Annotated in this window: 25 protein-coding genes; 16 read left to right on the top strand and 9 right to left on the bottom strand. The window is 68.8% G+C overall.

The annotated features are described in order from the left end of the window. The first annotated feature begins 6 nt into the window (after window positions 1-6). The 5 genes from AB8M46_RS10380 (at window position 7) to AB8M46_RS10360 (ending at window position 5,255) form a co-directional block, all read left to right on the top strand. Window positions 7-765: an ABC transporter ATP-binding protein gene (locus AB8M46_RS10380; RefSeq protein WP_394360167.1), complete on the top strand. Its 759-nt coding sequence runs from the start codon at window positions 7-9 to the stop codon at window positions 763-765. Beyond that, window positions 765-3,299: an FtsX-like permease family protein gene (locus AB8M46_RS10375; RefSeq protein ID WP_394360166.1), complete on the top strand. Its 2,535-nt coding sequence runs from the start codon at window positions 765-767 to the stop codon at window positions 3,297-3,299. The genes AB8M46_RS10380 and AB8M46_RS10375 overlap by 1 nt, the downstream gene beginning before the upstream one ends. 46 nt (window positions 3,300-3,345) lie before the next feature. Then, complete coding sequence (gene pyrE, locus AB8M46_RS10370) at window positions 3,346-3,909, top strand: orotate phosphoribosyltransferase (RefSeq protein ID WP_016338130.1); 564 nt, start codon at window positions 3,346-3,348, stop codon at window positions 3,907-3,909. 118 nt (window positions 3,910-4,027) lie between these two features. Then, window positions 4,028-4,420 carry a DUF2784 domain-containing protein gene (locus AB8M46_RS10365; RefSeq protein WP_037334525.1) on the top strand — a complete coding sequence of 131 codons (393 nt, stop codon included), beginning with the start codon at window positions 4,028-4,030 and terminating at the stop codon, window positions 4,418-4,420. Between the two features lie 181 nt (window positions 4,421-4,601). Beyond that, complete coding sequence (locus AB8M46_RS10360) at window positions 4,602-5,255, top strand: TrmH family RNA methyltransferase (protein ID WP_394360165.1); 654 nt, start codon at window positions 4,602-4,604, stop codon at window positions 5,253-5,255. Window positions 5,256-5,325: 70 nt separating this feature from the next. On the opposite strand, the gene AB8M46_RS10355 is transcribed toward AB8M46_RS10360, so the two are convergent. After that, window positions 5,326-7,461: a molybdopterin-dependent oxidoreductase gene (locus AB8M46_RS10355; protein WP_394360164.1), complete on the bottom strand. Its 2,136-nt coding sequence runs from the start codon at window positions 7,459-7,461 to the stop codon at window positions 5,326-5,328. A 73-nt stretch (window positions 7,462-7,534) separates the two neighbouring features. Here AB8M46_RS10355 and AB8M46_RS10350 point away from each other — a divergent pair, with 73 nt between their 5' ends. After that, on the top strand, window positions 7,535-8,551 hold the full coding sequence (locus AB8M46_RS10350; protein ID WP_394360163.1) for a glycoside hydrolase family 76 protein: 1,017 nt from the start codon (window positions 7,535-7,537) through the stop codon (window positions 8,549-8,551). A 13-nt stretch (window positions 8,552-8,564) separates the two neighbouring features. Here the strand turns inward: AB8M46_RS10350 and AB8M46_RS10345 are convergent, their stop codons facing one another. The 3 genes from AB8M46_RS10345 to AB8M46_RS10335 form a co-directional block, all read right to left on the bottom strand. Beyond that, entirely contained in the window at window positions 8,565-9,098 is a 534-nt protein-coding gene (locus AB8M46_RS10345) for a GNAT family N-acetyltransferase (protein WP_378422390.1), read from the bottom strand. A 47-nt stretch (window positions 9,099-9,145) separates the two neighbouring features. Further along, the gene (locus AB8M46_RS10340) at window positions 9,146-10,015 is read right to left on the bottom strand and encodes a LacI family DNA-binding transcriptional regulator (RefSeq protein ID WP_037334535.1); all 870 of its coding nucleotides are present in this window, start codon (window positions 10,013-10,015) and stop codon (window positions 9,146-9,148) included. 88 nt (window positions 10,016-10,103) lie between these two features. Further along, entirely contained in the window at window positions 10,104-11,138 is a 1,035-nt protein-coding gene (locus AB8M46_RS10335; RefSeq protein ID WP_037334537.1) for a LacI family DNA-binding transcriptional regulator, read from the bottom strand. 114 nt (window positions 11,139-11,252) lie between these two features. Here AB8M46_RS10335 and AB8M46_RS10330 point away from each other — a divergent pair, with 114 nt between their 5' ends. The 7 genes from AB8M46_RS10330 (at window position 11,253) to AB8M46_RS10300 (ending at window position 16,930) form a co-directional block, all read left to right on the top strand. Next, window positions 11,253-12,269, top strand: a complete 1,017-nt coding sequence (locus AB8M46_RS10330) for a substrate-binding domain-containing protein (protein ID WP_378422393.1) — start codon at window positions 11,253-11,255, stop codon at window positions 12,267-12,269. Beyond that, a complete protein-coding gene (locus tag AB8M46_RS10325) occupies window positions 12,266-13,255 on the top strand; it encodes an ABC transporter permease (RefSeq protein WP_037334541.1) in 990 nt (329 codons plus the stop codon). Before AB8M46_RS10330 ends, AB8M46_RS10325 begins: the two co-directional genes overlap by 4 nt. Next, window positions 13,252-14,058, top strand: a complete 807-nt coding sequence (locus AB8M46_RS10320) for an ATP-binding cassette domain-containing protein (RefSeq protein ID WP_394360162.1) — start codon at window positions 13,252-13,254, stop codon at window positions 14,056-14,058. The genes AB8M46_RS10325 and AB8M46_RS10320 overlap by 4 nt, the downstream gene beginning before the upstream one ends. A gap of 5 nt (window positions 14,059-14,063) precedes the next feature. Further along, on the top strand, window positions 14,064-14,933 hold the full coding sequence (locus AB8M46_RS10315) for a PfkB family carbohydrate kinase (RefSeq protein ID WP_394360875.1): 870 nt from the start codon (window positions 14,064-14,066) through the stop codon (window positions 14,931-14,933). Next, window positions 14,930-15,577 (top strand): nucleoside/nucleotide kinase family protein, encoded by a 648-nt coding sequence (locus tag AB8M46_RS10310; protein WP_016338118.1) that lies wholly within the window; start codon window positions 14,930-14,932, stop codon window positions 15,575-15,577. The genes AB8M46_RS10315 and AB8M46_RS10310 overlap by 4 nt, the downstream gene beginning before the upstream one ends. A 7-nt stretch (window positions 15,578-15,584) precedes the next feature. Beyond that, a complete protein-coding gene (locus AB8M46_RS10305; RefSeq protein WP_350592646.1) occupies window positions 15,585-16,331 on the top strand; it encodes an SDR family oxidoreductase in 747 nt (248 codons plus the stop codon). A gap of 185 nt (window positions 16,332-16,516) precedes the next feature. Further along, window positions 16,517-16,930: a VOC family protein gene (locus tag AB8M46_RS10300; protein WP_005160702.1), complete on the top strand. Its 414-nt coding sequence runs from the start codon at window positions 16,517-16,519 to the stop codon at window positions 16,928-16,930. On the opposite strand, the gene AB8M46_RS10295 is transcribed toward AB8M46_RS10300, so the two are convergent. From AB8M46_RS10295 to AB8M46_RS10285, 3 genes are all read right to left on the bottom strand, one after another. Next, window positions 16,927-17,595, bottom strand: coding sequence for a DedA family protein (locus AB8M46_RS10295; RefSeq protein ID WP_037334547.1), 669 nt, complete (start codon window positions 17,593-17,595; stop codon window positions 16,927-16,929). The two genes, AB8M46_RS10300 and AB8M46_RS10295, sit on opposite strands and share 4 nt — an antisense overlap. A gap of 228 nt (window positions 17,596-17,823) precedes the next feature. Continuing rightward, the gene (locus tag AB8M46_RS10290) at window positions 17,824-20,085 is read right to left on the bottom strand and encodes an MFS transporter (RefSeq protein ID WP_394360161.1); all 2,262 of its coding nucleotides are present in this window, start codon (window positions 20,083-20,085) and stop codon (window positions 17,824-17,826) included. A gap of 4 nt (window positions 20,086-20,089) precedes the next feature. Then, complete coding sequence (locus AB8M46_RS10285; protein WP_037336196.1) at window positions 20,090-20,608, bottom strand: MarR family winged helix-turn-helix transcriptional regulator; 519 nt, start codon at window positions 20,606-20,608, stop codon at window positions 20,090-20,092. A gap of 192 nt (window positions 20,609-20,800) precedes the next feature. On the opposite strand from AB8M46_RS10285, the gene AB8M46_RS10280 reads away from it, so the two are divergent. After that, on the top strand, window positions 20,801-21,223 hold the full coding sequence (locus AB8M46_RS10280; protein WP_037334551.1) for a PPOX class F420-dependent oxidoreductase: 423 nt from the start codon (window positions 20,801-20,803) through the stop codon (window positions 21,221-21,223). 70 nt (window positions 21,224-21,293) lie between these two features. On the opposite strand, the gene AB8M46_RS10275 is transcribed toward AB8M46_RS10280, so the two are convergent. Next, entirely contained in the window at window positions 21,294-21,821 is a 528-nt protein-coding gene (locus AB8M46_RS10275) for a TetR/AcrR family transcriptional regulator (RefSeq protein ID WP_394360160.1), read from the bottom strand. Window positions 21,822-21,909: 88 nt separating this feature from the next. On the opposite strand from AB8M46_RS10275, the gene AB8M46_RS10270 reads away from it, so the two are divergent. Both AB8M46_RS10270 and AB8M46_RS10265 read left to right on the top strand, forming a co-directional pair. Beyond that, window positions 21,910-23,394 carry an MFS transporter gene (locus AB8M46_RS10270; protein WP_073845811.1) on the top strand — a complete coding sequence of 495 codons (1,485 nt, stop codon included), beginning with the start codon at window positions 21,910-21,912 and terminating at the stop codon, window positions 23,392-23,394. 19 nt (window positions 23,395-23,413) lie between these two features. Beyond that, window positions 23,414-24,802, top strand: coding sequence for an FAD-binding oxidoreductase (locus tag AB8M46_RS10265; protein ID WP_394360159.1), 1,389 nt, complete (start codon window positions 23,414-23,416; stop codon window positions 24,800-24,802). Window positions 24,803-24,878: 76 nt separating this feature from the next. Here AB8M46_RS10265 and AB8M46_RS10260 read toward each other — a convergent pair whose 3' ends face one another. Next, window positions 24,879-25,601: a DedA family protein gene (locus tag AB8M46_RS10260; RefSeq protein WP_037334559.1), complete on the bottom strand. Its 723-nt coding sequence runs from the start codon at window positions 25,599-25,601 to the stop codon at window positions 24,879-24,881. Window positions 25,602-25,615 lie beyond the last annotated feature (14 nt).

Genomic DNA, 25,615 nt, shown 5'->3' with positions numbered 1-25,615 from the left:
TTCAGCATGAACCCTGGGTGGAACGGAGACGCGGTCCGGCTCGACGGCGTCCGCAAGGAATACGGCAAGGGCGTCGTCGCGCTGGACGGGGTGACGCTCGCGTTCCCGCGTGGTGGCTTCACCGCCGTGATGGGCCCTTCCGGCTCGGGCAAGAGCACCTTCCTGCACTGCGCGGCCGGGCTGGACCGGCCGACGTCGGGATCCGTCGTGCTCGACGGGCAGGAGCTGGCCGGGATGAGCGAGACGAAGCTGACGAAGCTGCGACGCGACCGGGTGGGCTTCATCTTCCAGGCCTTCAACCTGCTTCCGGCGCTGACCGTCGAGCAGAACGTCACGCTCCCGCAGCAGCTCGCCGGTGCCAAGCCGGATCGTCGCGTCGTCGAGGAGATGCTGGCCCGCGTCGGGCTTTCCGGCCGCCGCAAGCACCTTCCCGGTGAACTGTCCGGCGGGCAGGCACAGCGCGTGGCGATCGCGCGGGCACTGGTCACCCGGCCCGCGGTGGTCTTCGCCGACGAGCCGACCGGGGCGCTCGACACCCGCACCGCCGCCGAGGTCCTCGAACTGCTGCGTGCTTCGGTCCGCACCATCGGTCAGACGGTGATCATGGTGACCCACGACCCGATGGCGGCTTCGTACGCGGACCGCGTCATCTTCCTGGCCGACGGCCGGATCGCGGACGAACTGCACGCGCCGACCGCGGACGTCGTCGCCGAACGCATGACCCACCTGGGTGCCTGGGGCAGCCCGGCCAGGGCGGGTGCGTGATGCTGCGACTCGCCTTCCGGACCTTGCGCCTGCGCAAGGGCGGCTTCATCGGCACCTTCATCGCCGTCTTCTTCGGCGCGCTGATCGTCGCCTCCTGCGGTGGCCTGATGGAGACGGGGATCCGCGGCAACGCGGAACCGCAGCGGCTCGCGGCCGCCCCGATCCTCGTCACCGGCGGCCAGACCTTCGAGCTGCCCAAGGAGGACCCGGCCTCCCTCGAACCCGACGACAAACGCAAGTTCGAGGACGCGCGGCTGCCCGAACGCGTCCGCCTCGACGACGGCCTGGTCTCCCGGCTGCGGTCCGTCCCCGGCGTCTCGGACGTCGTCGGCGAAGTGAGCTTCCCGCTCGCGGCGGGCGGGAAGCCCGCGCTCGGCCACGCTTGGGACTCCGCCGTCCTGACCCCGTACGCGCTGGTCGCGGGTGCCGCGCCGGTCGCGGGCGAGGTCGTCGTCGAGTCCTCGTCGGGCGCGAAGCCCGGTGACGTCGTGCAGATCGCCGCGCGCGGCAAGGCCGAGTCGTTCCGCGTCGCCGGAGTGGCCGGTGCGCCGCGTTCGATCACGCAGGCCGCCGTGTCCTTCTCCGCCGCCGACGCCGCACGGCTCTCCGGGCACCCCGGCAAGGCCGACGTCATCGGCGTCTTCACCGATCCCGGCGCCGACGTCGAAACGGTGCGGGCGAAGGTCGCCGAGGCCGCGTCCGGGGCGAACGTCCTGACCGGTATCGACCGCGGTGTCGCGGAGTTCCCCGAGGCCGAGACGAGCGGGACCAACCTGATCGTCATCGCCGCGGTGTCCGGTGGGCTTTCGGTGATGGTCGCGATGTTCGTCGTCGCCAGCACGCTGAGCCTGTCCACCCAGCAGCGTTCGCGGGAACTCGCGTTGATGCGGGCGATCGGCACGACCCCGCGTCAGCTGCGGCGCATGGTCCTCGGCGAAGCGCTGGCCGTCGGCCTGCTCGCCACCGCGCTCGCCGCGGTCCTCGGCCCGGTCCTGGGCGAATGGCTGTTCGGCCAGCTGGTCGAAAACGGCGTGGTGCCCTCGGTCCTGCGGTTCTACCAAGGCTGGCTGCCCGCCGTCGTCGGTGCGGGTGCCGCGATGCTCGCGGTGTTCATCGCCGCCTTCGTCGCGGGCCGCCGGGCCGGGAAGATCCGGCCGACCGAGGCGCTCGCCGAGGCCGCGGTCACCCGCCGCTGGCTGACCCCGACGCGGTTCATCGTCGCCGCCCTCTGCTTCGGCGGCGGCACCGCGCTGGCCATCGTGACCGTCGCGGTGATGACCGGACCGATCGCGGCCAGCACCGCCGGCCCCGCGGTGATCCTGTGGGCGATCGGCGTCGCGATGATCACGCCCGGCGTCGCCAAGGTGATGACGGCGATCCTGCAGTGGCCGATGCGCCTGCTCGGCGGCATCGACGCCCGGCTCGCCGTGCTCAACACCCGCGCCGGGATCGTCCGGGCGGCGGGCGCGGTCACCCCGATCATGCTCGCCGTCGGCATCGCGACCGCGAACATCTACCTGCAGACCACCCAGCAGGAGCTGGCGAACCAGGCCTTCACCGAAGACGTCCGGGCGGACGCCGTGATCGGTTCCGTCGCGGGCGGGCTGTCCCCGGATCTCGTCCAGCGGATCCAGGCCGTGCCCGGCGTCGCCGGTGCGTCCGAGTACGTCACCAGCAGCGTGTTCCTCGAGAAGCCGTACGACTCCTCCGACGAGGGGCGTCCGGCGATCGGCCTCACCGCTTCCGGCGCGGCCGCCACGACCGACACCAAGGTGACGCAGGGCGACCTGACGGCACTGACCGGCCGGACCGTCGCGCTCCCCGAGGTCTTCGCGAAGGACTTCGGCCGCGGCCTCGGCGACACGCTCAGCCTTCGGCTCGGCGACGGCGCGCCCGTCGACGTCAAGGTCGTGGCGGTCACCAGCCAGCGTCCCGGCTTCGAAAGCCTGCTGCTCCCGGCCGACCTCCTGGCCCCGCACACCACCGCGGGACTCGCGCCGCAGATGCTGGTCCGCGCCGCCCCGGACGTCGATCCGGCGGCGCTCACCGAGCGGCTCCGCGAGGCGACGGCCGGACTGCCGGTGTCCGTCGGTGACCGGGCGGCGCTCGTCGCGGCGCACGACAAGGACCAGGCCGTCGGCGCGTGGGTGAACTACCTGCTGGTCGGGATGATCATCGCCTACACGGTGATTTCGGTCGCCAACACGCTCGTGATGGCGACCGTGCGGCGGCGCCGTGAGTTCGGTCTCCAGCGGCTCATCGGCTCGACGAGGGCGCAGGTGCTGCGGATGGCCGGCTTCGAAGGCGGGCTCGTCGCACTGGTCGGGATCGTGCTCGGCACCGTCGTCTCGGCGGGCGCGATCGTCCCGTTCTGCCTGGTCGCGGCCGATTCGCTGCTGCCGATGGGCTCGCCGCTGATCTACCTGACCATCATCGGGCTCGCCGCGGCGCTCGCATTGGCGGCGACCCTGGTCCCGGCCTGGGCGGCCACCCGCGGCCCGGCCGTCGACGCGGCGACGGCCGGCAGTGACTAGAGCTACCGTCGAAGGACCCGGCGGGCCGTGTGTAAGACTCTCGGCCGTGGCGTACCCCGGTGTTGATCAAGCGGCGAAACTCGAACTGGCGAGACTGGTCGGCGAACTCGCCGTCGTGCACGGCAAGGTGACCTTGTCCTCTGGCAAGGAAGCCGACTACTACATCGACCTCCGGCGGGCGACGCTGCATCACGCGGCCGCGCCGCTCATCGGGAAGCTGCTCCGGCAGCTCACGCACGACTGGGACTACGTCGCCGCCGGCGGCCTGACCCTCGGCGCGGACCCGGTGGCGCTGGCGATGCTGCACTCCGCGGCGACCGACGGCGTCGTGCTCGACGCGTTCGTCGTGCGCAAGGCCGTCAAGGAACACGGCATGCAGCGCCGGATCGAAGGCGTCGAGGTGCTGGGGCAGCGCGTGCTGGCCGTCGAGGACACCTCGACCACCGGCGGCAGCGTCCTCACCGCCGTCGAGGCGCTGCGCGAGGCCGGAGCGAACGTGGTCGGCGTCGCGACGGTCGTCGACCGGGACACCGGAGCGCGCGAGGCCATCGAGAAGGAAGGCCTCGAATACCGTTACATCCTGAACAAGGACGATCTCGGTCTGTCCTGAGTAAAGTCTCCCGAACGGGGCATCCTCTGTGCGAACGGAGGATGCCCCGTTTTTTCGTGAGCGTTTCTCAATACGAGAGGGGTAACGTCGCTGGTAGGGGTGTGAAAGGGGGCTTGAGGTGGCGGGTTTCCTGGCGAACGTGACAGTCGCGGTGCATATTTTCGCGCTGTTGTTCATAGGATTCGGCGGTTTCCTGGCGTGGCGGTGGCCGAAGGTGATCTTCGTGCATGTGTTCTTCGCCGCATGGGGTGTCCTCGTCAACGTCTTTCCCTGGCCCTGCCCGCTGACCGCGGCCGAGAACTACTTCCGGCACCAGCAGGGCCTCGGCGACCTGCCCGGCGGCTTCAACGCCTACTACCTCTACGACACCGTGTTCCCGCGTTCGTCGCTGCCGGTGGTCGTCGTGATCGCGATGGCGACGGTGATCGTGTCCTACGTCGGCGCGTACCAGCGCTGGCGTCACCGCCACCACGACGGGGACGCACCGGCGCACCGCGTCAGCATGGGCTGAGTGGTCACCATCGGAAGTCCTCCGAGGGTCTCGACGGCCCAGCTTCCCGCTGGGCGCACGGCCGCGAGGCCCGAGTACAACCCGGTACGAGGACCTCGCGGCCGCGCACCCAGCGGAAACCTGGATCCGCCGAATACCCCCGAAGGACTTCCGATGGCGACCACTGGGTGACAATCACCGGGTGACTGAGAACGAGGCCGGGCCCACCGAATGGGTGGCGCGGGAAGAGGTCGGCGTCGGTCCGTGGGAGGGCGAGTGGCCCGCGGACGAGCGTTACGACCCGGAACTCCTGGCCAACGGTGATCGCCGCAACGTCGTCGACCCGTACCGCTACTGGCGGCGCGAGGCCATCGTGTCCGATGTGGACGGCCGCCGGCATCCGTTCCACGTGGCGATCGAGAACTTCCAGCACGACCACAACATCGGCACCGTGGTCCGGACGGCGAACGCGTTCGCCGCGGCGGCGGTGCACATCGTCGGGCGGCGGCGCTGGAACCGGCGCGGCGCCATGGTGACCGACCGCTATCAGCACCTTCTCCACCACGAGGACGTCAACGGCCTGCTGACCTTCGCCGCGACGGAAGGCCTCGCCGTGGTCGCGGTCGACAACACGCCCGGTTCGCAGCCCGTCGAGACCGCCGAACTGCCGCGCGAGTGTGTCCTGCTGTTCGGCCAGGAAGGGCCCGGGCTGTCGGCCGAGGCGCAGAAGACGGCGTCATTGGTCGTTTCGATCGCGCAGTTCGGCACGACCCGCTCGATCAACGCCGGCGTGGCCGCCGGGATCGTCATGCACGCCTGGGTCCGGCAGCACGCCGATCTCACCCAAGCCTGGTGACCCCCGCATTTCGTCCTCTGAATGCGGTAGTTGCACGCGCAAGGACCGCATTCAGAGGACGAAACGCGGGCTAGACGGGGGTCACCTCCACCGGGATCCCGTTCAGGACGGCGTTCCCGGACGGCACGTCGAGCAGGGTCTCGTCGGCGACCAGGTTCGAGTTGACCCCGGCGTGCGCGGCGGCGACCTTCGTCCGCGTTCCGTCGAGGTCGTGCCCCCAGCCGTGCGGCATGCTCACCACGCCGGGCCGGACGTCGGCCGTGACCTCCACCGGCGCTTCGAGCTTGCCCGCCCGTGAAGTCACCGACGCGAGCCCGCCGTCGGTCAGCCCGAGCCGGGAAGCGTCGTCCGGATGCACCTGCACGGTGCACCGGTTCCCGCCGCGCACCAGCGGCGTCAGGTTGTGCATCCACGAGTTGTTCGAGCTCAGATGCCGCCGCCCGATCAGCAGCAACCCGCCGTCGGGCGCCTTGTCCAGCTCCGCGCGCAGCCGCGGCACGTCCTTCGTGATCGCCTCCGGGGCCAATTCGACCTTCCCACTCGCGGTGGCGAGCGCTTCGGGCAGCCGCGGCTTCAGCGCGCCGAGGTCGATGCCGTGCGGGGCGGCTTCGAGGTCGGCCAGGCTCAGTCCGTACGGTCCGCCGCGCAGCATCAGATCGATCATCCGTGCCGGTCCCGTACGACCTTCGGCCAGCGAGAGATCGACGCCGGTGCGCCGCGCCGTTTCGCCCGCGACCATCGTGTCGAAGGCGGCGACGTCGACGTCCGGGCCCTGGCCGGCGGCGATCCCGGCCAGCCGCAACAGGGTCACCCACTCCTGCGGCATGTCCGTCTCGAGCGTCTGCGGCGTCCAGTTCGCGACATTGCGGACGGCGAGCGCGTACAGCGCGACGTCGTAATGCGGCCGCTCCATCGGTGACGGCCCGGGCAGGATGACGTCGGCGTGCCGTGTGGTCTCGTTGAGATACACGTCGAGCGAGACCATGAAGTCCAGCTGCCGCAACGCTTCCGAGAGCCGCGCGGAGTTCGGCGTGCTCAGCGCCGGGTTGCCGCTGATGGTCACCAGCGCCCGCACCTGGCCTTCGCCCGGCGTCTCGATCTCGTCCGCGAGCGTGGCCACCGGCAGTTCGCCGAGGACCTCGGGATACCCGCGCACCCGGCTCGTCCAGCGGCCGCTGGTGAACGGCGAGGACCGGCGCGGCCGCCACAGGGCGGGCAGCGGGAACATCACGCCGCCTTCGCGATCGAGGTTGCCGGTCAGCGTGTTGAGGACGTCGACCAGCCAGCTCGCGATGGTGCCGTACGCCTGGGTCGTGGTGCCCATCCGGCCGTACACCGCGGCGCGTTCGGCGTCCGCGAGTTCGAGCGCGATACGGCGGATCTCGGCGGCGTCGATCCCAGTCGCGGGCGCGACCGCTTCCGGCGTGAACGGCTCCGCGAGCACGCGCACCTCGTCGACACCGTCGACGTGCTCTCCCGGCGTGACCCGGTTCTCCGCGAACAGGACGTGGACCAGCGCGAACAGGAACAACGCGTCGGTGCCGGGCCGGATCGCGTGGTGCTCGTCGGCGAGCTGTGCGGTCCGAGTGCGGCGCGGGTCGAGGACGACGATCTTGCCGCCGCGCTCCTGGATCCCGCGCAGCTTTCCCCGCGTGTCCGGGGCGGTCATCAGGCTTCCGTTGGACACCAACGGGTTCGCGCCCAGGATCAGCAGGTGCCCGGTGCGGTCGAGATCGGCGACGGGGATGGTCTGCGGGTCGCCGAACAGGTAGCCGGAGGAAAAGTGCTTCGGCATCTGGTCGACCGTGGTCGCGGTGTAGAAGTTCCTGGTGCCCAAGGCTTTGAAGAACACGCGGCCGTAGAGCACCAGTGCCGCGTTGTGCACCGTCGGGTTGCCGGCGTAGACCGCGACGGCGTTCCGGCCGTGCTCGTCGATGATCGGCCGGAGCCGCCGGTCGATCTCGGCGAACGCCTCGTCCCAGGTGACCTCGACGAACTCGCCGTCCCGTTTGACCAAGGGCGCGGTGAGCCTGTCCGGGTCGTGGTGCAGCGCCCCGAGCGAAGCACCTTTCGGGCAGATGTAGCCCTTCGAAAAGACGTCCTCGCTGTCGCCTCGAACCCGGTTCACCAGGCTCTTCTCGTCGATCGTCACCTCCAGACCGCAGGTGGCTTCGCAAAGCGGGCAGGTCACGTGCGCCGTGGTCATGAAGCACCTCGCGGGTCCGGGAATCATCCCAACATACTGAGCGGTATGTCGGCGGGCAAGGGATGATGGCCCGATGACTGCTCTCGCCGACCGGGCCGCGACCGCCGAGCGCGCGATCCGCGACCGGCATCTGCGCCGCGTGTGGGGGCTGCCGGGGACCGTGCTGGGCCGCAGCGGCTGGCCGCCCTCGACGGGGCAGCGCGTCCACTGGCACTGGAACTACTGGTGGCAGGCGCATCTGCTGGAGACGCTCGTCGACGCCCAGCTGCGGGAGCCGTCGCCGGATCGGCTGAAACTGATCGACCGGTTCGTGGTGTCCGTGCGGCTGCGCAACTTCGGCAAGTGGATCAACGACTACTACGACGACATCGCCTGGCTCGGCCTCGCGCTGCAACGGGTGGGGCACCTCGGGCTGGACGTCCGCGGCGGGCTGGAGGCGATCAGTTCGCGGCTGCGCGAAGGCTGGACCGACGACGCGGGCGGCGGGATCTGGTGGCGCGTCGGCGACGACTTCAAGAACGCGCCCGCGAACGGCCCGGCGGCGATCTTCCACGCTCGCGAAGGCTCGACGCAGCACGCTCGCGGCTTGACCGACTGGATGACCGAACGGCTCGTCGACCCGGAATCCGGGCTGGTGTGGGACGGTCTACGCGTCGGCAGCGGCGAACTGGTGAAGCATGTTTTCACGTACTGCCAAGGTGTTTACCTCGGCGCCTGCCTCGAACTGTCCGAAATGGACAGAGTGGAGCACACGATCCACGCGGTCGCGGAACACGTCGCGCCGAACGGCGTGATCCGAGGGCAGGAAGGCGGCGACGGCGGCCTGTTCGGCGGGATCCTGGCCCGATATCTGGCGCTCGCGGCGCCGCTGCTGCCGAGCGGCGTGGCGCGTGACCTGGTCATCCGGTCGGCTGACGCGTGCTGGTCGGGTGCCACCGAGACGCCGCACGGGCCGCTCTTCAGCGCCGACTGGGCGACTCCGGCGCCTTCGCTGCCCCTCGCCGCCGACGCCCCCGAACGCGACTTGTCCGTCCAGGTGAGCGCGTGGATGCTGCTCGAAGCCGCGGCCACCCTGGAACACCGCATTTAGAGGACTAAACGCGTCACCAGACGTCGCCCGCCCGCCAGTCGCAGGTGATCTCCCCGTCCAGATCCAGCGTGACCCCCACCGGCAGTACGTGGATCGACCCGTCCTCCTCCTTCGTCGCCTCGATACCCGTAGGCGTCATGGCCGACGAAGTCCCGCGCCACAGCAGCCAGCCCCGCGACGCGTAGAACTCCAGCGCCTCGTCGGACGCCGAAAGCGCCCCGAGGTCGTACGCCTTCCTCAGGACCCGCTCGAGCGCGTCCATCATCGCGGCGCCGTGCCCGCGCCGCCGGTGATCCGACCGGACGGCGACCGCCTCGATATAACCCGTGCGGAGGACCCGTCCGTCGTGCACGAGCCGCCGCTGGACCAACGACGCGTGCCCGATCAGTTCGCCGGACTCCCAGACGAGCGTGTGCATGCCGCCGAGGGCGTTTTCCCAGTCGTGATCACTGAAATCGCCGTCGAAAGCGTCGTCCAGCAGAGCGCGTGCCGACGTCAGCACGCCTGCTTCGAGGTCGGCGGTGTGCACGGTCCACAGGTCGGTCATGCCGCCATCATCACCCGGCGGCGGGCTTCTCACCAGCGACTTGTGATTCAGCAGCCGCACGACTGCCGGTGGATGAACCGCGGCGCGAGCCGGACGGATTCGGGCCGTCGCTCCGGGTCGGTGATCCGGGCCAGCAGGAGTTCGACGGCCTTGCGCCCGATCTCCTCGATCGGCTGCGCCATCGTGGTGACCGCGGGGGTCACCTGCCCGGCCCACTCCATGTCGCCGTAGCCGACGATCGCGAGGTCGCGCCCGATCCGGATGCCGAGCCGGTGCGCCTCGTACTGGACGCCGATCATCATCGCCTCGCTCGCCACCACGAGCGCGGTCGGCGACGGCCAGCTGTCGAGCAGTTTCGCGGTCGCGGCGGCCGCCCCGCCGGGCGTCGACCGCCCGCACGCGACCAGCTGCGACGTCCACCGGAGGCCGGAGCGGCCGAGACCGAGCCGGTAGCCCAGCGCCCGCTCCTCGTAGGTGGTCACGTCCTCTTCGCCGGAGATGAAGCCGATCTTGCGGTGCCGCAGCGCCGCCAGATGCCGCACGAGCGCGCACACGGCCTGGATGTTCTCGGAACCGACCTGGTCGACGTCGTTGCGTCCGGCCATCCGGTCGACGAGCACGGTCGGCACACCCATCCGGACCAGCCCGTTGATCACCGCTTCGTCGCCGGCCGCCGGGACGAGCAGGACACCGTCGACGCGGTCCGCTCGCAGCGCGCGGATGACCGCGGCTTCTTCGGCGACGCTGTCGCCGGTGTCGGCGAGGGTGATCTCGCAGCCGTGACGGCGTGCGGCGCGGCGGATGGCGCGGACGAGTTCACCCGAATACGGGTTCGCGTGCATCGCCATGGCCACCCCGAACCGGTGGGTGACAGGGGTGTCCTCCCACAGGGGTAACGCCGGGGACAATGCGGTCATCGCTCCACGCCTTCATCCGAGCTTGAATGACGGTAACGGCTGACGGAGCGTCACTCGGCGGCGAGACCGGAAAGTCTCCCAACAATCATCAATGTGAGTGAACGAGAGCGCATCCGCAGGACGCACGATGGCGGAGCGTAGGCGGAATCCGCATCGTCTGGGCCTTGCGTGCGGGATCGTTGATGCGGGCGAGCAACAGGCGCACCGCCTGTGTGCCTATCTCCTCGATCGGCTGGGCCATCGTGGTCAGCGGCGGGTCGACCAGATCGGCCCACTCGACGTCGTCGTAGACCACCACCGGCAGGTCGACGCCCGCGCGCAGGCCGCGGCGCCGCAGCTCGTGCAGCACGCCGACCATCATGGTGTCGTTGGCGACCACGAGCGCGGTCGGCGGCTCCGGGAGCGCGAGCAGCGTGCTCAGCGCGAGCGCGCCACCGGCCTGCGAAGACTGCCCGCACGCGACCAGGTCCTCCGACCAGGTCAAACCCGAGCGCCCGAGCCCCAGCCGATACCCGAGGATCCGCTCCTCGCTGGTGCTCAGCCCGGCCGTGCCGCTGATCATGCCGATCCGCTGATGCCCGAGCGACGCCAGATGCGCCGTCAGCGCCGACGTCGATTGGATGTTCTCCGCACCGACCTGGTCGACGTCGGTACGCGTGGAGAGCCGGTCGATGAGCACGGTCGGGACGTCGAGCGAGACGAGCTCGCCGATCACCGAACCGTCGCCCGGCGACGGCGTGATCAGCAGGCCGTCGACCCGGCGCGAACGCAGCGTCCGCACGGTCTCACGCTCGGTGTCGACGGTGTCGTGAGTGTCCGCGAGCAAGACCGTGTACCCGGCCAGCGCGGCCTCGCGTTCGATCGCCTGGATCAGCACGGCGAAGTACGGGTTCGCGATCAGGGAGATCGCGACGCCGATCGACCGCGTCCCGCCGGTCACCAGCGAGCGGGCGATGGCGTCGCCGGTGTAGCCCGTCTGCTCGATCGCGCGCAGCACCGCCAGCTTGGTGTCCTCGGCCACCGCCCTCGTCCCGTTGACCACGTGGGAAACGGTGGTGATCGAGACTCCCGCCAGCTCGGCGATGTCGCGTTGGGTGGGACGGGACGAGCGAGACGGCGGCATTACCAATCCTCGTGAAGTCAGCTGGCAAGCGTTTGCGCAAACGCTTGCGACTGAGCATAACCCTGTCTACCTTCCGGTCCATCACGGACAGCCTTGAATCGGAGGGCATCCCCCATGAGACAGCGCAGTCTCGCCGCACTCGCCCTGGCCGCCGCCTTGACGGTGACCACGGCCGGGTGCACCGTCGAACGCCACTGGGGTGGCGGCTCGAACGCAGGCGGCGGTGGCAAGGCCAAGGTCGGCCTGGTCACCAAGACCGACACCAATCCCTACTTCGTGGAGCTGAGAGCGGCCGCCAAGGCCGCCGCCGAGGCCAACGGCGCGGAGTTCAGCGCGCTCGCCGGCCAGTTCGACGGCGACAACGACGGTCAGGTCCGGGCCATCGAGAACCTCATGCAGCAGGGTGCGAACACCATCCTGATCACGCCGAGTTCCTCGACCGGCGTCCTCGACGCCATCGACCGCGCCCGCAAGGCCGGGGTGCTGGTCATCGCGCTCGACACGGCGACCGAGCCGGACACCGCCGTCGACGCCACCTTCGCCACGGACAACTTCGAAGCCGGACGACAGCAGGGCGCGTACGTCAAGGCCGCGCTGAACGGCAAGCCGCCGAAGCTGTTCATGGTGGACGGCACCGCCGGGTCCACAGTGGACACCCAGCGGCACACCGGATTCCTCAAGGGCATCGGGCTCACCGACGCGTCGCCGGAGATCAAGGGCAAGACGCCCGCGAACGGCGACCAGAGCCTCGCGCAGCAAGGCGTCGAGAACCTGCTGCAGCGCACCACCGACATCAACGCCGTCTACACGATGAACGAGCCGATGGGCCGCGGTACGTACGCCGCGCTCCAGGCCCGCGGTCTGGTGGACCGGATCGTGATGGGCTCGATCGACGGCGGCTGCGAAGGCGTCAAGAACGTGCGCGACGGCCAGTACGCCGCGACGGTCATGCAGTTCCCCAAGAAGATGGCCGAGCAGGGCGTCCTCGCCGCCGTCGAATACGCCAAGACCGGGAAGAAGCCGAGCGGGTTCGTCAACACCGGATCCGCGGTGATCACGGACAAGCCGATCCCCGGCGTGGAAAGCCAGGACACCAAGTGGGGCCTCGAGAACTGCTGGGGGACGAAGTGACTACCGCAACCCTCAAAGGCAACGAACGCCCGTCCATCGGTGAGTTCTTCCTGCGCGCGCCCGCGGTCGGGCCCGCGCTGGCCCTGCTCGTCGCGATCGTGGTGTTCTCGCTGTCGACGGACACCTTCCTCGACCTCGACAACCTTTCCCTTGTGGTGCAACAGTCCCTGGTGGTCGGCACGCTCGCGCTCGGGCAGACGCTGATCATCCTGACCGCGGGGATCGACCTGGCCAACGCGGCCGCGATGGTGCTCGCGACGCTGATCATGGCGAAGCTCGTGGTCGGCGGCGTCTCCGGGATCTGGGCGCTGCTGCTGGGAATCGTGGCGACCGTGGTGATCGGGATGGTCACCGGCTCGCTGGTCACCCGGATCAAACTGCCGCCGTTCATCGTCACGCTCGGCCTGCTGACCGTGCTCACCGCGGCCGCGAAATTGTTCGCGAGCGGGCAGGCCGTCCCGGTCGCCGACGAACTGCTCAAATGGCTCGGCACCCGCCGGTACCTCTTCGGCGGCATCCCGATCACCTACGGCATGACGCTCGCCTTGCTGATGTACCTGGGACTTTGGTACGCGCTCACGCGGACGCCGTGGGGCAAGCACGTCTACGCGGTCGGCAACGCGCCGGAATCCGCGCGGCTGTCCGGGATCAAGGTCAACCGGACGATCCTTTCGGTGTACATCGTCGCCGGGGTGATCGTCGGGATCGCGGCCTGGCAGGCGCTCGGCCGCGTGCCGAACGCCGACCCGAACGCCTTCCAGCTCGGCAACCTCGACTCGATCACCGCGGTGGTGCTCGGCGGCGCGAGCCTGTTCGGCGGCCGGGGTTCGGTACTCGGCACGATGATGGGCGCGCTGGTCGTCGCGGTCCTGCGGTCCGGGCTGACCCAGCTCGGGGTGGACGCGCTCTACCAGGACGTCGCCACCGGCGCCCTGCTCATCGGCGCGGTGTGCGTCGACCGGTTCGCGAGGAGGCAGCAGTCATGACGACGCCCACGTTGTCCGCTCAGGGACTGGTCAAACGCTATGGCCGGGTCACCGCGATCGACGGCGCCGACTTCGAGCTGTTCCCGGGTGAGGTGCTCGCCGTCGTCGGCGACAACGGCGCCGGGAAGTCGAGTCTCATCAAAGCCCTTTCGGGCGCGGTGATCCCGGACGCCGGAGAGATCAAAGTGGACGGTCAGACTGTCCACTTCAAGTCCCCTTTGGACGCTCGGCACTACGGAATCGAGACGGTGTATCAGGATCTCGCCGTCGCCCCCGCGCTCGACATCGCGTCGAACATGTTCCTCGGCCGGGAAAAGCGGCGCACGGACCTGTTCGGGAGAGTGTTTCGCAAACTGGATAGCGCCGCGATGCGGGCCGACGCGCAGCGGATCCTGGACGAGCTCGGCATCAACATCAAATCCATCACGCAGCCGGTGGAGACGTTGTCCGGCGGGCAGCGCCAAGGTGTCGCGGTCGCGCGGGCGGCGGCCTTCGGCACCAAGGCGGTGATCATGGACGAGCCCACCGCCGCGCTCGGCGTCGCCGAATCGGGCAAGGTGCTCGACCTGATCAACCGCATCCGCGAACGCGGCCTGCCGGTGGTGCTGATCAGCCACAACATGCCGCACGTGTTCGACATCGCCGACCGCATCCACGTGCACCGCCTCGGAAAGCGGGTCGCGGTGGTCTCACCGAAGACGCACACTATGAACCAGGTCGTCGGCCTGCTCACGGGTGCGCTGAAGATCGGTGAAAACGGCGAGGTCGAAGAGGTCGCTTCAGCCGTCCACACGGGCCTGTAGTGAAGGTGCTGCTGGCGGGCCTGTGCACCGTCGACCAGATCCAGCGCGTCGCCGAGATCCCGGCGCCGGGCGAGAAGGTGCGTTCGCTGTCGATGGACGTCGCCGCCGGGGGGCCGGCGACGAACGCGGCGGTGACCGTGGCCGCGCTCGGCGCCGGGGCGACGTTGCTGACGGTCGCCGGTGCGCATCCGCTGGCGGCACTCGCCCGCGCCGACCTCGAGGCGCACGGCGTCGACCTCGTCGACCTCAATCCCGAACGACCCGATCCGCCCGCGATCAGCGCCATCGTCGTCCGCGACTCCGACGGGGAACGCACCGTCGTCTCGCGCAACGCCCACGCTTCCTCGCGTTTCGTCCTCTCGATGCGGTCCTTGCACGCGCAACTACCGCATTCAGAGGACGAAATGCCGGGGTGTGTGCTCCTGGACGGGCACCATCCGGAGGTCGCGCTGGCGGTCGCGCGCTGGGCTAAGGACCGGAAGGTGCCGGTGGTGCTCGACGCCGGGAGCTGGAAGCCGGTCTTCCCCGAACTCCTCCCGCTGGTCGACGTCGCCGCGTGCTCGTCGCTGTACCGCGGGGACGATCCCCGAGAGCATGGCGTGCCGGTGGTCGTCACGACTGCCGGGCCCGAACCGGTCCGCTGGTCGACGACGGACGGATCCGGTGCGGTTCCCGTTCCCGTCGTCCAGGCGCGTGACACGCTGGGCGCGGGCGACGTCTGGCACGGAGCTTTCGCGTACGCGGTCGCCAGGGGCACAGGGGATGTCCCGGGCTGGATCGGGTTCGCCAACGAGGTGGCCGCCGAACGGGTGCGGCATGAAGGACCGAGGTCGTGGACGGCCGCGGTCGCGAAGATGGGAGAAGGACAGCCATGAGTGCCATGCCTCCGGTGTTCGAGGACCTGTTGAGCAGGGCTCAGACGCTGGCGAAGCCGGGACAGCGCAGTGTGCTCGGCATCGTCGGCGCCCCCGCGTCCGGCAAGACGACGCTGGCCTGGGGCCTGGCGAAGGCGCTGGGCACGCGGGCGGCCGTGGTCGGGATGGACGGGTTCCACCTGGCGCAGGTCGAACTGCAGCGGCTCGGGCGGGTGGAGCGCAAGGGCGCGCCGGACACCTTCGACGCCGCCGGGTACGTGCACCTGCTGCGCAGGCTCGCCGAAGGCCGCGAGACCGTGTACGCGCCCGAGTTCCGCCGGGAGATCGAGGAGCCGATCGCCGGTGCCGTCGCGGTCACGCCGGACGTCCCGCTGGTCATCACCGAGGGCAACTACCTGCTCATGCAGGACGACCCGTGGAGTGGCGTGAAGCCGATCCTCGCCGAGTCGTGGTTCCTCGCGCCGGACGAACCCGAGCGCATCGAGCGGCTCGTCTCGCGGCACCGCCGCTACGGCCGTTCGCTGGTCGAAGCGCGTCGCCGCGCGCTCGGTTCCGACCAGCGCAACGCCGATCTGATCGCGTCCACCAGTGGCCGGGCCGACCTGGTCCTCGAGAACCTGCCGCTGGTCAACTTCGCCATATGATCCGGTCATGACTGGGGTTCTCGTCGTCACCGGCGGAAGCAAGGGCATCGGCGCGGCGGTCTGCGAACTGGCCGCCGCGCGCGGATACGACGTCGTCGTCAACTACGCAGGCGACGCCGAAGCGGCCGAAGACGTCGCTTCGCGCGTCCGGAAGCACGGCGTCCAGGCGATCACCCAGCGCGGTGACGTCGCGTCCGAAGACGACGTGGTGGCCCTGTTCGACGCCGCCGTCGCGCTCGGCCCACTCGCCGGGGTGGTCGCGAACGCGGCCATCACCGGCAACACCCCGGGCCGCTTCGACGAGTACGAGGTCGACGTCGTCCGCCGCGTGGTCGACGTCAACGTCACGGGAGTCTTCCTGTGCGTCCGCGAGGGCATCCGCCGGATGTCCACCCGGTACGGCGGTGCGGGCGGCTCGATCGTCACGCTGTCTTCCACCGCCGCGAAAACCGGTTCACCCGGGGAATGGGTCCATTACGCGGGCACCAAGGCGGCGGTGGAAACGATGACCTACGGCGTCGCGCAAGAAGTCGCGAAAGAGTCCATCCGGGTCAACGCCGTCGCGCCGGGCATGATCCACACCGGATTGCACGCCGCGGCGGGAATGCCCGACCGCATGGACCGCATCGCCCCCACCATCCCGATGGGACGGGCGGGTGAACCCGGCGAAGTCGCGGAAGCCGTGCTGTGGCTGCTTTCCCCGGCGGCGTCGTACACCACCGGGACGGTGCTGACCGTCGGCGGAGGACGTTGACACCCGGGGCCACGGACCGGTCACGGGGCGATATCGGGTCCGCGTGCGGTTCAGCCACTTTTCAACACGCTTTCCCGGCGGATATCACGATTCATGTGGGAAGTCGGCGGATCACCTCGTGGCCCGAGGCGCCTGTGTCACCCTGGTGGCGCCCCCAAGCTTCTTGATCAGGACGGTCATCCCCGATGTCCAAGCTCATGTCTGTGCACCACCTGGCACTCACCGTGACCGATGTGGACCGGAGCGTGCCCTGGTACGCCCGTGTGCTCGAACTCGAGGAGTTCACGCGGCGCGAAGACCCGGAGACGGGACTGCGGAAGGTCGTGCTCAGGTCGCCGAGCGAAGGTTTCGCCGTGGTGCTCGTCGAGCACCAGGACACCGAACGGCCGCGGTTCGACGAACGGCGGACAGGTCTGGACCACGTGGCGTTCAAGGTCTCGTCGCGGTCGGAACTGGCCGAATGGGAAGCGCGGCTCTCGGAATACGGCGTCGTCTATTCGCCGTCGAAGGGATCGCGGACCTTGGAAGGCTCGTCGGTCATCGTGTTCCGCGACCCCGATGGGATCCAGCTGGAGATCTGGGCTGACCCCGAGGTTTAGGTGGTGCTCTGTTCCGGCTCTTCGGCGGGACGCCGCATCTCCTGGCGGTAGCGGATGAAGCCGTAGGCCGTACCCACCACGAAGAACGCGATGCTGATCCACAAGGCCGCCGTCTTGACCCACGGCAGCTGGTCGAGCAGGCCGGCGCCGTAGTAGCCGAGCAGGACCAAGGTCGGCACCCAGAGCAGCCCGCCGAGCGCGGTCGCGAGGGCGAAACGCCGCGGATCCATCCGCGCGGTCCCCGCGATGAGCGGCGCCAGCGTGCGGATCCACGGGATCCAGCGCGCGGCGACGATGGCGAAGAAACCCTTGCGATCCAGGAACGCCCTGGCGCGGTCGAGGTTGTGCCGGTTCAGCACCTTGCCGCCGCGGCGGGCGATCAGTTTCGTGCCCGTGCCCCGGCCGATGTAATAACCCACCTGGTTGCCGAGGATCGCGACGAGCAGCGCGGCGGCCGAGAGCAGCCACGCGTTCAGGTCGGAGCCGTGCTGCGCGAGGACGACTCCGGCCGCGAACAGCAGGGAGTCGCCGGGCAGGAACAGCCCGATGATCAGCGCGCACTCCACGAAGATGAAGCTCAGCACGATCACCCAGACGAGCACCGGCCCGGCGGTGTCGAGCCAGCTCACCCCGATGCCCGCGGCCTCGGTGTACACCTCACTCACGACGCGAGCCTACGTGTACTCGGCGAACCGCACTTCACCGAACGGTGGAATCGGGGTGTCCTGAGCCCTGTGACCCGCTCCGCACGGTGGTCGTGAGTGGCGTTTCGGGTTCTAACCCGAAACGCCACTCACGACCAACCCGACTCACCGCCTACCGCACCCCCGATGCAATGAAGGGGCCTTTCATCGCAAAATTTGCGATGAAAGGCCCCTTCATTGCAAGCCGGGCTAGTGCTCGACGAGCTCGTCCAGCGCCTGGTCGTAGCTCAGCCGGACGTCGTGTTCGGCCTGGTCACCGCCCAGCAGCTCCACCCGGCTGGTCGCCGGCGGGTAGCCGCTGGCGATCACCGTGTAGGTCCCGGCGGGCAGGTCGCTGACCGTGTAGTTGCCCTCCGCGTCGGTCCTCGCCACGGCGGCCACGCCGCCCGAGGCGTCGAGCACGGTGATCCGCGCGTCCGGCACCACCCGGTCGCCGTCGGTACGCGCGACCCCGCTCAGCAGGATCGTGCTGACCAGTTCGACGTCGTGGCGCAGCATCCCGGAGCCGGTGGCGGTCAGCGTCGCCGCGACCGGCCGGAACCAGCGGCCGCTGGCGACGATCGTGTACCGCCCGCCCACGATGCCGGCGAACGAGTAGACGCCGTTCTCGTTGGTGTGCGTCCTGGCCACCTGATTGCCGTTGTGGTCGATCAGGGTCAGCGCCGCCCCCGCGACGTTCGTGGCGTCGTCCCGGCGGACGTGCCCGCTGATCTGCGCGGATCCGGCCCGATAGGCGCCGTTCCCGTTGGCCAGCGCGTGCTTGCCGGGCTCGACGGGCGCGGTCACCACGGTCTTCTCGGAAGCCGTTTCGGCAGGCACGTCTTCCTCTTCGAGGAGTGCTTCGCCGCCTTCGAGCGCCGAGGCCGCCGAAGGAGCCGAACCGCCGAGCAGCGGGATCTCCTTCATGAACATCAGCACCAGCGTCGCCAGCAGCGCGACCGCACCCGCCACGTAGAACACCGTGGTGATCGACTCGGTGAAGCCGATCAGCACCGGGGTCTTGATGGCCTCGGGCAGGCTCGCGATACCGCTCGTGTTCGACTGGATGTCGCCCAGCGCCGCCGCGCCGGGGCCGCTCGGCGGGTTGCCGCCGAACGCCTTGGTGATGTTGCCCGGCAGGACGTTGAACAGGATCGTCAGGAACACCGCGACACCCGCGGTACCACCGATCTGCCGGAAGAACGTCGCCGACGCGGTCGAGACGCCCATGTCGCTGCGCGGGCCCGCGTTCTGCACCGCGATGATCAGCGTCTGCATGCAGGCACCGAGGCCGAGACCGATGATCGCGGCCGCGACCAGCGGGTGCCACAGCGCGCTGTTGTACTCGACCTGCGCGAAGAAGAACGCGCCGCCCGCGATCAGCAGCGTGCCGACCACCGGGAACACCTTGTAGCGCCCGGTCTTGCTGGTGATCTGGCCCGAGATGATCGAACCGCTCATGATGCCCGCCATCAGCGGGATCATCAGCAGACCCGATTCGGTCGGCGAGAACTCCTGGACCACCTGCATGTACTGCGGGATCATCATGATCGCGCCGAACATCGCGACACCGACGATGATGCCGCCGACGATCGCGACCGTGAAGGTCGAGTTCTTGAACAGCCGCAACGGGATCAGCGCCGCGTCCTTCATCAGCTTCTCGATGAAGACGAAGGCGATCACGCCGATACCGCCGATGATGTAGCAGATGATCGCGTTCTGCGAGCCCCAGCCCCATTTGTTGCCCTGCTCGGCGACGATCAGGAACGGCACCACGGCGACGACGAGCGCGAGCCCGCCCCACCAGTCGATCTTGTGATCGTGGCGCTGGTGCGGCACGTTGAGCACGCGGGCCACCACGAACAGCGCGACGATCGCGATCGGCACGTTGATCAGGAACACCCAGCGCCAGCCGGCGATGTCGTAGCCGAAGACGCTGCCGAGCTTGTCGAAGTCGGCGAAGAAGCCGCCGAGCACCGGGCCGAGCACGGTGGAGATACCGAACACGGCGAGGAAGTAACCCTGGTAGCGGGCGCGTTCCCGCGGCGGCACGATGTCGCCCATGATCGTCATCGCCAGCGACATCAGACCGCCGGCGCCGAGGCCCTGGATCGCGCGGAACGCGGCCAGTTCGTACATCGACGTCGCGAACGCCGAAGCGATCGAGCCGACCAGGAAGATCGAGATCGCCGCGATGTAGAACGGCTTGCGCCCGTAGATGTCGGACAGCTTGCCGTAGATCGGCGTGACGATCGTCGAGGTGATCAGGTAGGCCGTGGTGATCCAGGCCTGCAGATCGAAACCGTTGAGGTCATTGGCGATCCGGACGATCGAGGTACCCACGATCGTCTGGTCGAGCGCGGCCAGGAACATGCCCGACATCAGGCCGATCAGGATCGTGACGATCTGACGGTGACTGAGCCGGGGTCCGTCTTCCGAGACGGAGGGTGGACTTTCTACGGTGGAACTCATTGCTTCAGGCCCCCTTGGCCTTCGACGCCGACGCGGGGTCGGCGAACTGTGGAGATGTTTTTTCGAGGTCGTCGTTCAGCCGGTGGAACAGCGAGTTGAGGGTCTTCCGGTCGTCGTCGGACCAGTCGCCGAGCACCTCGGCGAGCCACTGGTTCCGCTGCTTGCGGTTCTCCTCGAACACCCGGAGCCCTTCGGCGGTCGGTGCGAGCAGGCAGGCGCGGCCGTCTTCGGGGTCGGCCAGGCGTTCGACCAGTCCGTGCTGGACGAGGGAACTCGACTGCCTGCTGATGGTCGAGATCTCGGAGTGCAGGAACTCGGCGAGTTTGCTGGTCCGCTGGGGGCCGACGTGGATGAGGCAGAAGAGGATCGCGTACGCGGCCCGCTCGATGCCGTCCGGTCCCTGCTTGGACACCTGGGACTTGGCCCGGTTGACCAGGCGCACGAGCCGCACGAGCTCATGCCCGAGGGTGTCGGCCAGATCGAGGTCGGACTTCGACCTGGTGCCGGGTGTCGTGGGTGTCATGGTGGTCTCTCTCGCCGGTTGCTTGGTCACTGCAACTAGTTGTCTAGAGCAAGGATGTTCCTCTCAAAGGAGGTTCGCAAGGAGAAAACGATGTTGTGTGTCGGATGACACTTTAGTTGCCGCATGCAAGCACATTTATTCGTGCATGTTTGTCCGATTCGCCCTGAGCTGCACTTTTGCTTTGATGGAGTCATGACCGACTCCGCGCTCTACGCGATCCTCGCCGCCCGAAACTTCGGCACCCTCGCCACCATCAAGCGTGATGGGCGGCCCCAGCTGTCGACCGTCAACTACCTCTACGACGCGGACGCCGGCGCGATCCTGATCTCGATCACCGCGCCGCGGGCCAAGACCAAGAACCTTCAGCGCGATCCGCGGGCGACGTTCCACGTTTCGACCGAGAGCGGTGACGGCTACGTCGTCGTCGAGGGGCCGGCGGTGCTCACGCCGACCGCCGCTTCGCGTGACGACGCGACCGTCGACGCGCTCGTGGATCACTACCGGCGGGCGCGGGGCGAGCATCCGGACTGGGACGAGTTCCGCGACGCCATGGTCGCCGACCAGCGGGTGCTGCTGACCATCCCGATCGAGCGCGTCTACGGGCTCCAGATGTAGGTGCCCCGCATTTAGTCCTCTGGACGCGGTAGTTGCACGCGCAAGGACCGCATCCAGAGGACGAAATGCGTCAGCGGGCGATGCGGGCCTTGATCTCGTCGAGCCGGTCGAGGAGCGGGCTCGCGTCGTCCCGGCCGAGCGCGGCCCGCAGATAGAGGCCGTCGCCCACCAGGATGACCAGTTCGGCGGTCAGCAGGTCGTCGACGTGCTCGCTGATCAGGTCGTGGACCTTCTGGTTGTAGACCTGCACGACCTCGGAGACCCGGGGCTCGTTGAGCATGATCCGGATCGTCGCCATGGTCGTGCGATGCAGTGCCTTCTGCTGCGTGACGTCGGTGATCGCGGTCCGCAGATACCAGGAGACGACGCCTTCAGGCGCCTTCCGCGCCTCTTCGAGATCCGCTTCCGACAGCGTGGCGAGACGTTCCATCAGGCCCTCGACCAGGGCCTCCTTGGAACCGAAGTGATAGAGCAGGCCGCCCTTCGACACCCCGGCGTGCGCGGCGACGGCGTCGAGGGTGACCCCGCCGGGGCCTTGCTCGATGAGGATCTCCTCGTACGAGTCGAGGATGCGTTCCTTCGCGGTGGGCTTCGCCATATCAGTTGACTATACCGTCTGGACGGTTTACCTTCGAACGAGGCGGTAACTGTACCGTCCAGACGGTTTAGCTAAAGGAGAGTGCGCCATGGCGGGGCGCAAGCAGTGGTGGGCGTTGGCGGTACTGGTGCTTCCGGTGCTGCTGATCAGCGTGGACATGACGGTGCTCGGGTTCGCGCTGCCGTTCCTGTCCGAGGATCTGGCGCCCACCGGTGCGGAGCAGTTGTGGATCGTCGACATCTACTCGTTCATGCTGGCGGGCCTGCTGGTCCTGATGGGCACGCTCGGCGACCGCATCGGCCGCCGCAAGCTGCTGCTCATGGGTGCCGCGGCGTTCGGGGCCGCGTCGGTGCTCGCGGCCTTCTCGACCAGCGCGTTCATGCTGATCATCGCCAGGGCGCTGCTCGGCGTCGGTGGTGCGACGCTGATGCCGTCGACGCTGTCGCTGATCCGCAGCATCTTCGTCGACGCCAAACAGCGGCGGATCGCCATCGCGGTGTGGAGCGCCGGGTTCTCCGGCGGGATGGCGCTCGGGCCGGTGCTCGGCGGCTGGCTGCTGGAGCACTTCTGGTGGGGTTCGGTGTTCCTCATCAACGTCCCGGTGATGCTGGTGCTGCTGATCGTCGGACCGTTCGTGCTGCCGGAGGCGCGTGACCCGAAGCCGGGCCGCTTCGACCCGCTGTCGGCGCTGCTGTCGCTGGCCGCGATGCTGCCGGTGGTCTACGGCATCAAGCTGGTCGCCGAACACGGCTTCACCGTGAAGGCCGCCGTCAGCGTCCTGATCGGGCTCGGCCTCGGTGTCGTGTTCGTCCGCAGGCAGAACAGCCTCGACGAACCGATGCTCGACCTGAAGCTGTTCTCGAACCGGGCCTTCAGCGGCTCCGTCGTGACGAACATGCTCGGCGTGTTCGCCATGGTCGGCCTGCTGTTCCTGGTGCCGCAGTATCTGCAGCTGGTGCTCGGGCTGAGCCCGGTCGTCGCCGCGCTGTGGATGCTGCCGGCGACGGTCGCCGGTATCGCGGGTGCGCTCCTCGCGGCCTGGCTCGCGAAGCGGATCCGGGTGTCCTTGCTGGTCAGTGGCGGTCTCTTGGTCGCGGCGGTCGGCTTCCTGGCGTTGACCCAGGTGTCGTCAGGGGGTGGGCTCGCGTACGTCGTCGTGGCGTTCACGCTGCTCGGGGGCGGTGTGGCCCTGTCGGAGACGTTGACGAACGACCTGGTCATCTCGGCCGCTCCGGCCGAACGGGCGGGCGCCGCGTCGGCGATCTCCGAAACCGGGTTCGAGCTCGGTGGCGCGCTCGGTACGGCCATCCTCGGCAGTGTCGCGACCGCGGTCTACCGGTCCGGTCTGCCGGAGGGGACGGCCGAGTCCGCCCGGGACACGCTGGGCGGCGCGGTGGCGACCGCGCAGCAGCTCGACCCCGCCGCGGGGCAGGCGCTCCTGGAATCGGCCCGCGAGGCCTTCACCCAGGGGATGCACGTCACCGCATGGGCAGGCGTGGCCGTGCTCGTCTATACAGGTGTTCAGGCCTTCGTTCTGCTAGATCGGAAAAAAAATTCCGCAGTGCGGAGCTGATCCGGCTTACCATGAGGGCATGAACAACCATGCCCTGGTCACCCGCCTCCGCGAGCAGCTCGGCGACGCCGCGGTGCTCACCGACACCGATGTCACGGACGCCTACTCGCGCGACATGATGCCGCTGGCGGCCAGCGGCAAGCCGCTCGCGGTGGTCCTGCCGTCCGACGTGGAAGGTGTGCAGGCCGTGGTCAAGGCCTGCGCGGAGTTCGAGGTGCCGATCGTGCCCCGCGGCGCCGGCAGTGGCCTGTCCGGCGCCGCGAACGCGATCGACGGCTGTGTCGTGCTGGTGCTGACGAAGCTCGACCAGATCGTCGAAATCGACGAAGGCAACCGGCTCGCCGTCGTGCAGCCCGGCGTGGTGAACCTCGATTTCCGCAACGCGGTGGAGAAGCACGGCCTGTTCTATCCGCCGGACCCGTCCAGCTACGACTGGTGCACCATCGGCGGGAACCTGTCCACCAACGCCGGTGGACTCTGCTGCGTGAAGTACGGCGTCACCACGGATTCCGTGCTGGGACTGGAAGTCGTGCTCGCCGACGGCTCCGTGCTGAAGACCGGGCGCCGCACGGTGAAGGGCGTCGCGGGGTACGACCTCGCGCGGCTCTTCGTCGGCAGTGAGGGCACGCTCGGCGTGATCACGCAGGCGACCGTCGCGCTGAAACCGTTGCCACAGCTGCCTTCCACGCTCGTCGCCGCCTTCAACAGCACGGAGGCCGCGGGCGAGGCCGTCGCGCGGGTCGTGCGCGAAGGTCTGGTGCCGTCGCTGATGGAGATCATGGACGCGACGTCCATCAAGGCCGCCGAGGCGTACCTCAAGACCGACCTCGGCACGAGTTCGGACTGCAAGGCCTTGCTGCTCGCGCAATCCGACTCCGGCGGCGAGGTCGCGCGGAAGGAACTCGCGGTGCTGGAACAGATCTGCGTCGACTGCGGCGCGGATCTGGCCTACGCCACCGAGGATCTCGAAGAGGGCAAGATGCTGCTGCAGGCGCGGCGGGTCGTGCTCACCGCGCTGGAGATGTACGGCGTCTGGCTGACCGACGACGTCTGCGTGCCGCGTACGCGGATCGCCGAACTGATCGCCGGCTGCGAGCGGATCAGCGAAGAGGTCGGGCTGCGGATCGCCGTCGTCGGCCACGCCGGTGACGGGAACATGCACCCGACGATCGTCTACGCGCCCGATTCCGAGGAGGAGTTCGCCCGCGCGCGGGTCGCCTTCGACGCGATCCTCGACGTGGCCCTTTCACTGGGCGGGACGGTCACCGGCGAGCACGGCATCGGCCGGATCAAACGCGAGTGGCTGGCCAAGGAGATCGGCGAGGTCGGGATCGGCGTGCACCGGCAGATCAAGCGGGCGCTGGACCCGGGGAACCTCTTCAACCCGGGCTCGATGTTCTCCCTCTGAACGCCATGAAAGGTCCTTTCCTTGCAAAATTCGCAAGGAAAGGACCTTTCATGGCACAAGAGCTGGGAGAAGCGGGTCAGTCGCGGATGCGCGGGATCTGCTGCGTGACGTCCTCGGCGGTGTCGGCGACGATGCCGGTCGCGGTGTTCCCGTGCTTCTTCTCGCGACGTGCCTTCAGGTACTCGATCACGATCGGCACCACCGAAACCAGCACGATCAGGATGAAGATCGCGTCGACGTTGTCGCGGATGAACGCGACGCCGCCGAGCAGGTGGCCGAGCGCGGTGATCCCGGCGGCCCACAGGATGCCGCCGATGACGGTGTAGGTGAAGTACTTCTTCGGGTCCATCTTGCCGATGCCGGCGATCCAGGTGATGAACGTCCGCACGAACGGCACGAACCGCGCCAGCACGACCGCCTTCGGCCCGTGCTTCTCCAGGAAGGCGTGGGTCTGGTCCACGTACTTCTGGTTGAAGAACTTCGAATCCGGCTTGCGGAACAGCCAGGGGCCGACCTTCCAGCCGAGGCCGTATCCGACGGCGTTGCCGAGCAGCGCGGCGACGGTGACCAGGACGCACACCAGCCACAGCGGCGCCTCGATCGAACCGTTCGCGATGAACAGGCCCGCGGTGAACAGGAGCGAGTCACCGGGCAGCACCGGGAAGATGCTGCTCTCGATGAAGATGATCAGGCAGAGCACGGTGATGACCGGAACGGTCAGCCCGCTCAGCAGGTGCTGCGGGTCCAGCCACTCCGGCAGGAGGCCCATCGTCGTCACGTTGTTCTGCGCCAGGATCACACCAAAACGGTACA

The sequence above is a fragment of the Amycolatopsis sp. SB7-3 genome (genome assembly GCF_041021335.1).
Taxonomy (GTDB): Bacteria; Actinomycetota; Actinomycetes; order Mycobacteriales; family Pseudonocardiaceae; genus Amycolatopsis; species Amycolatopsis japonica.
This window is presented reverse-complemented; position numbering and strand designations above follow the sequence as displayed.

What these genes read in the sequence shown, in the direction of transcription:
- AB8M46_RS10380 (WP_394360167.1), top strand. Translation starts at nt 7, where the DNA reads ATGAACCCTGGGTGGAACGGAGACGCGGTCCGGCTCGACGGCGTCCGC.
- AB8M46_RS10375 (WP_394360166.1), top strand. Translation starts at nt 765, where the DNA reads ATGCTGCGACTCGCCTTCCGGACCTTGCGCCTGCGCAAGGGCGGCTTC.
- AB8M46_RS10355 (WP_394360164.1), bottom strand. Translation starts at nt 7,461, where the DNA reads ATGACCACGGCGCACGTGACCTGCCCGCTTTGCGAAGCCACCTGCGGT.
- AB8M46_RS10350 (WP_394360163.1), top strand. Translation starts at nt 7,535, where the DNA reads ATGACTGCTCTCGCCGACCGGGCCGCGACCGCCGAGCGCGCGATCCGC.
- AB8M46_RS10345 (WP_378422390.1), bottom strand. Translation starts at nt 9,098, where the DNA reads ATGACCGACCTGTGGACCGTGCACACCGCCGACCTCGAAGCAGGCGTG.
- AB8M46_RS10340 (WP_037334535.1), bottom strand. Translation starts at nt 10,015, where the DNA reads ATGACCGCATTGTCCCCGGCGTTACCCCTGTGGGAGGACACCCCTGTC.
- AB8M46_RS10335 (WP_037334537.1), bottom strand. Translation starts at nt 11,138, where the DNA reads ATGCCGCCGTCTCGCTCGTCCCGTCCCACCCAACGCGACATCGCCGAG.
- AB8M46_RS10330 (WP_378422393.1), top strand. Translation starts at nt 11,253, where the DNA reads ATGAGACAGCGCAGTCTCGCCGCACTCGCCCTGGCCGCCGCCTTGACG.
- AB8M46_RS10320 (WP_394360162.1), top strand. Translation starts at nt 13,252, where the DNA reads ATGACGACGCCCACGTTGTCCGCTCAGGGACTGGTCAAACGCTATGGC.
- AB8M46_RS10310 (WP_016338118.1), top strand. Translation starts at nt 14,930, where the DNA reads ATGAGTGCCATGCCTCCGGTGTTCGAGGACCTGTTGAGCAGGGCTCAG.
- AB8M46_RS10305 (WP_350592646.1), top strand. Translation starts at nt 15,585, where the DNA reads ATGACTGGGGTTCTCGTCGTCACCGGCGGAAGCAAGGGCATCGGCGCG.
- AB8M46_RS10300 (WP_005160702.1), top strand. Translation starts at nt 16,517, where the DNA reads ATGTCCAAGCTCATGTCTGTGCACCACCTGGCACTCACCGTGACCGAT.
- AB8M46_RS10290 (WP_394360161.1), bottom strand. Translation starts at nt 20,085, where the DNA reads ATGAGTTCCACCGTAGAAAGTCCACCCTCCGTCTCGGAAGACGGACCC.
- AB8M46_RS10285 (WP_037336196.1), bottom strand. Translation starts at nt 20,608, where the DNA reads ATGACACCCACGACACCCGGCACCAGGTCGAAGTCCGACCTCGATCTG.
- AB8M46_RS10280 (WP_037334551.1), top strand. Translation starts at nt 20,801, where the DNA reads ATGACCGACTCCGCGCTCTACGCGATCCTCGCCGCCCGAAACTTCGGC.
- AB8M46_RS10275 (WP_394360160.1), bottom strand. Translation starts at nt 21,821, where the DNA reads ATGGCGAAGCCCACCGCGAAGGAACGCATCCTCGACTCGTACGAGGAG.
- AB8M46_RS10270 (WP_073845811.1), top strand. Translation starts at nt 21,910, where the DNA reads ATGGCGGGGCGCAAGCAGTGGTGGGCGTTGGCGGTACTGGTGCTTCCG.
- AB8M46_RS10265 (WP_394360159.1), top strand. Translation starts at nt 23,414, where the DNA reads ATGAACAACCATGCCCTGGTCACCCGCCTCCGCGAGCAGCTCGGCGAC.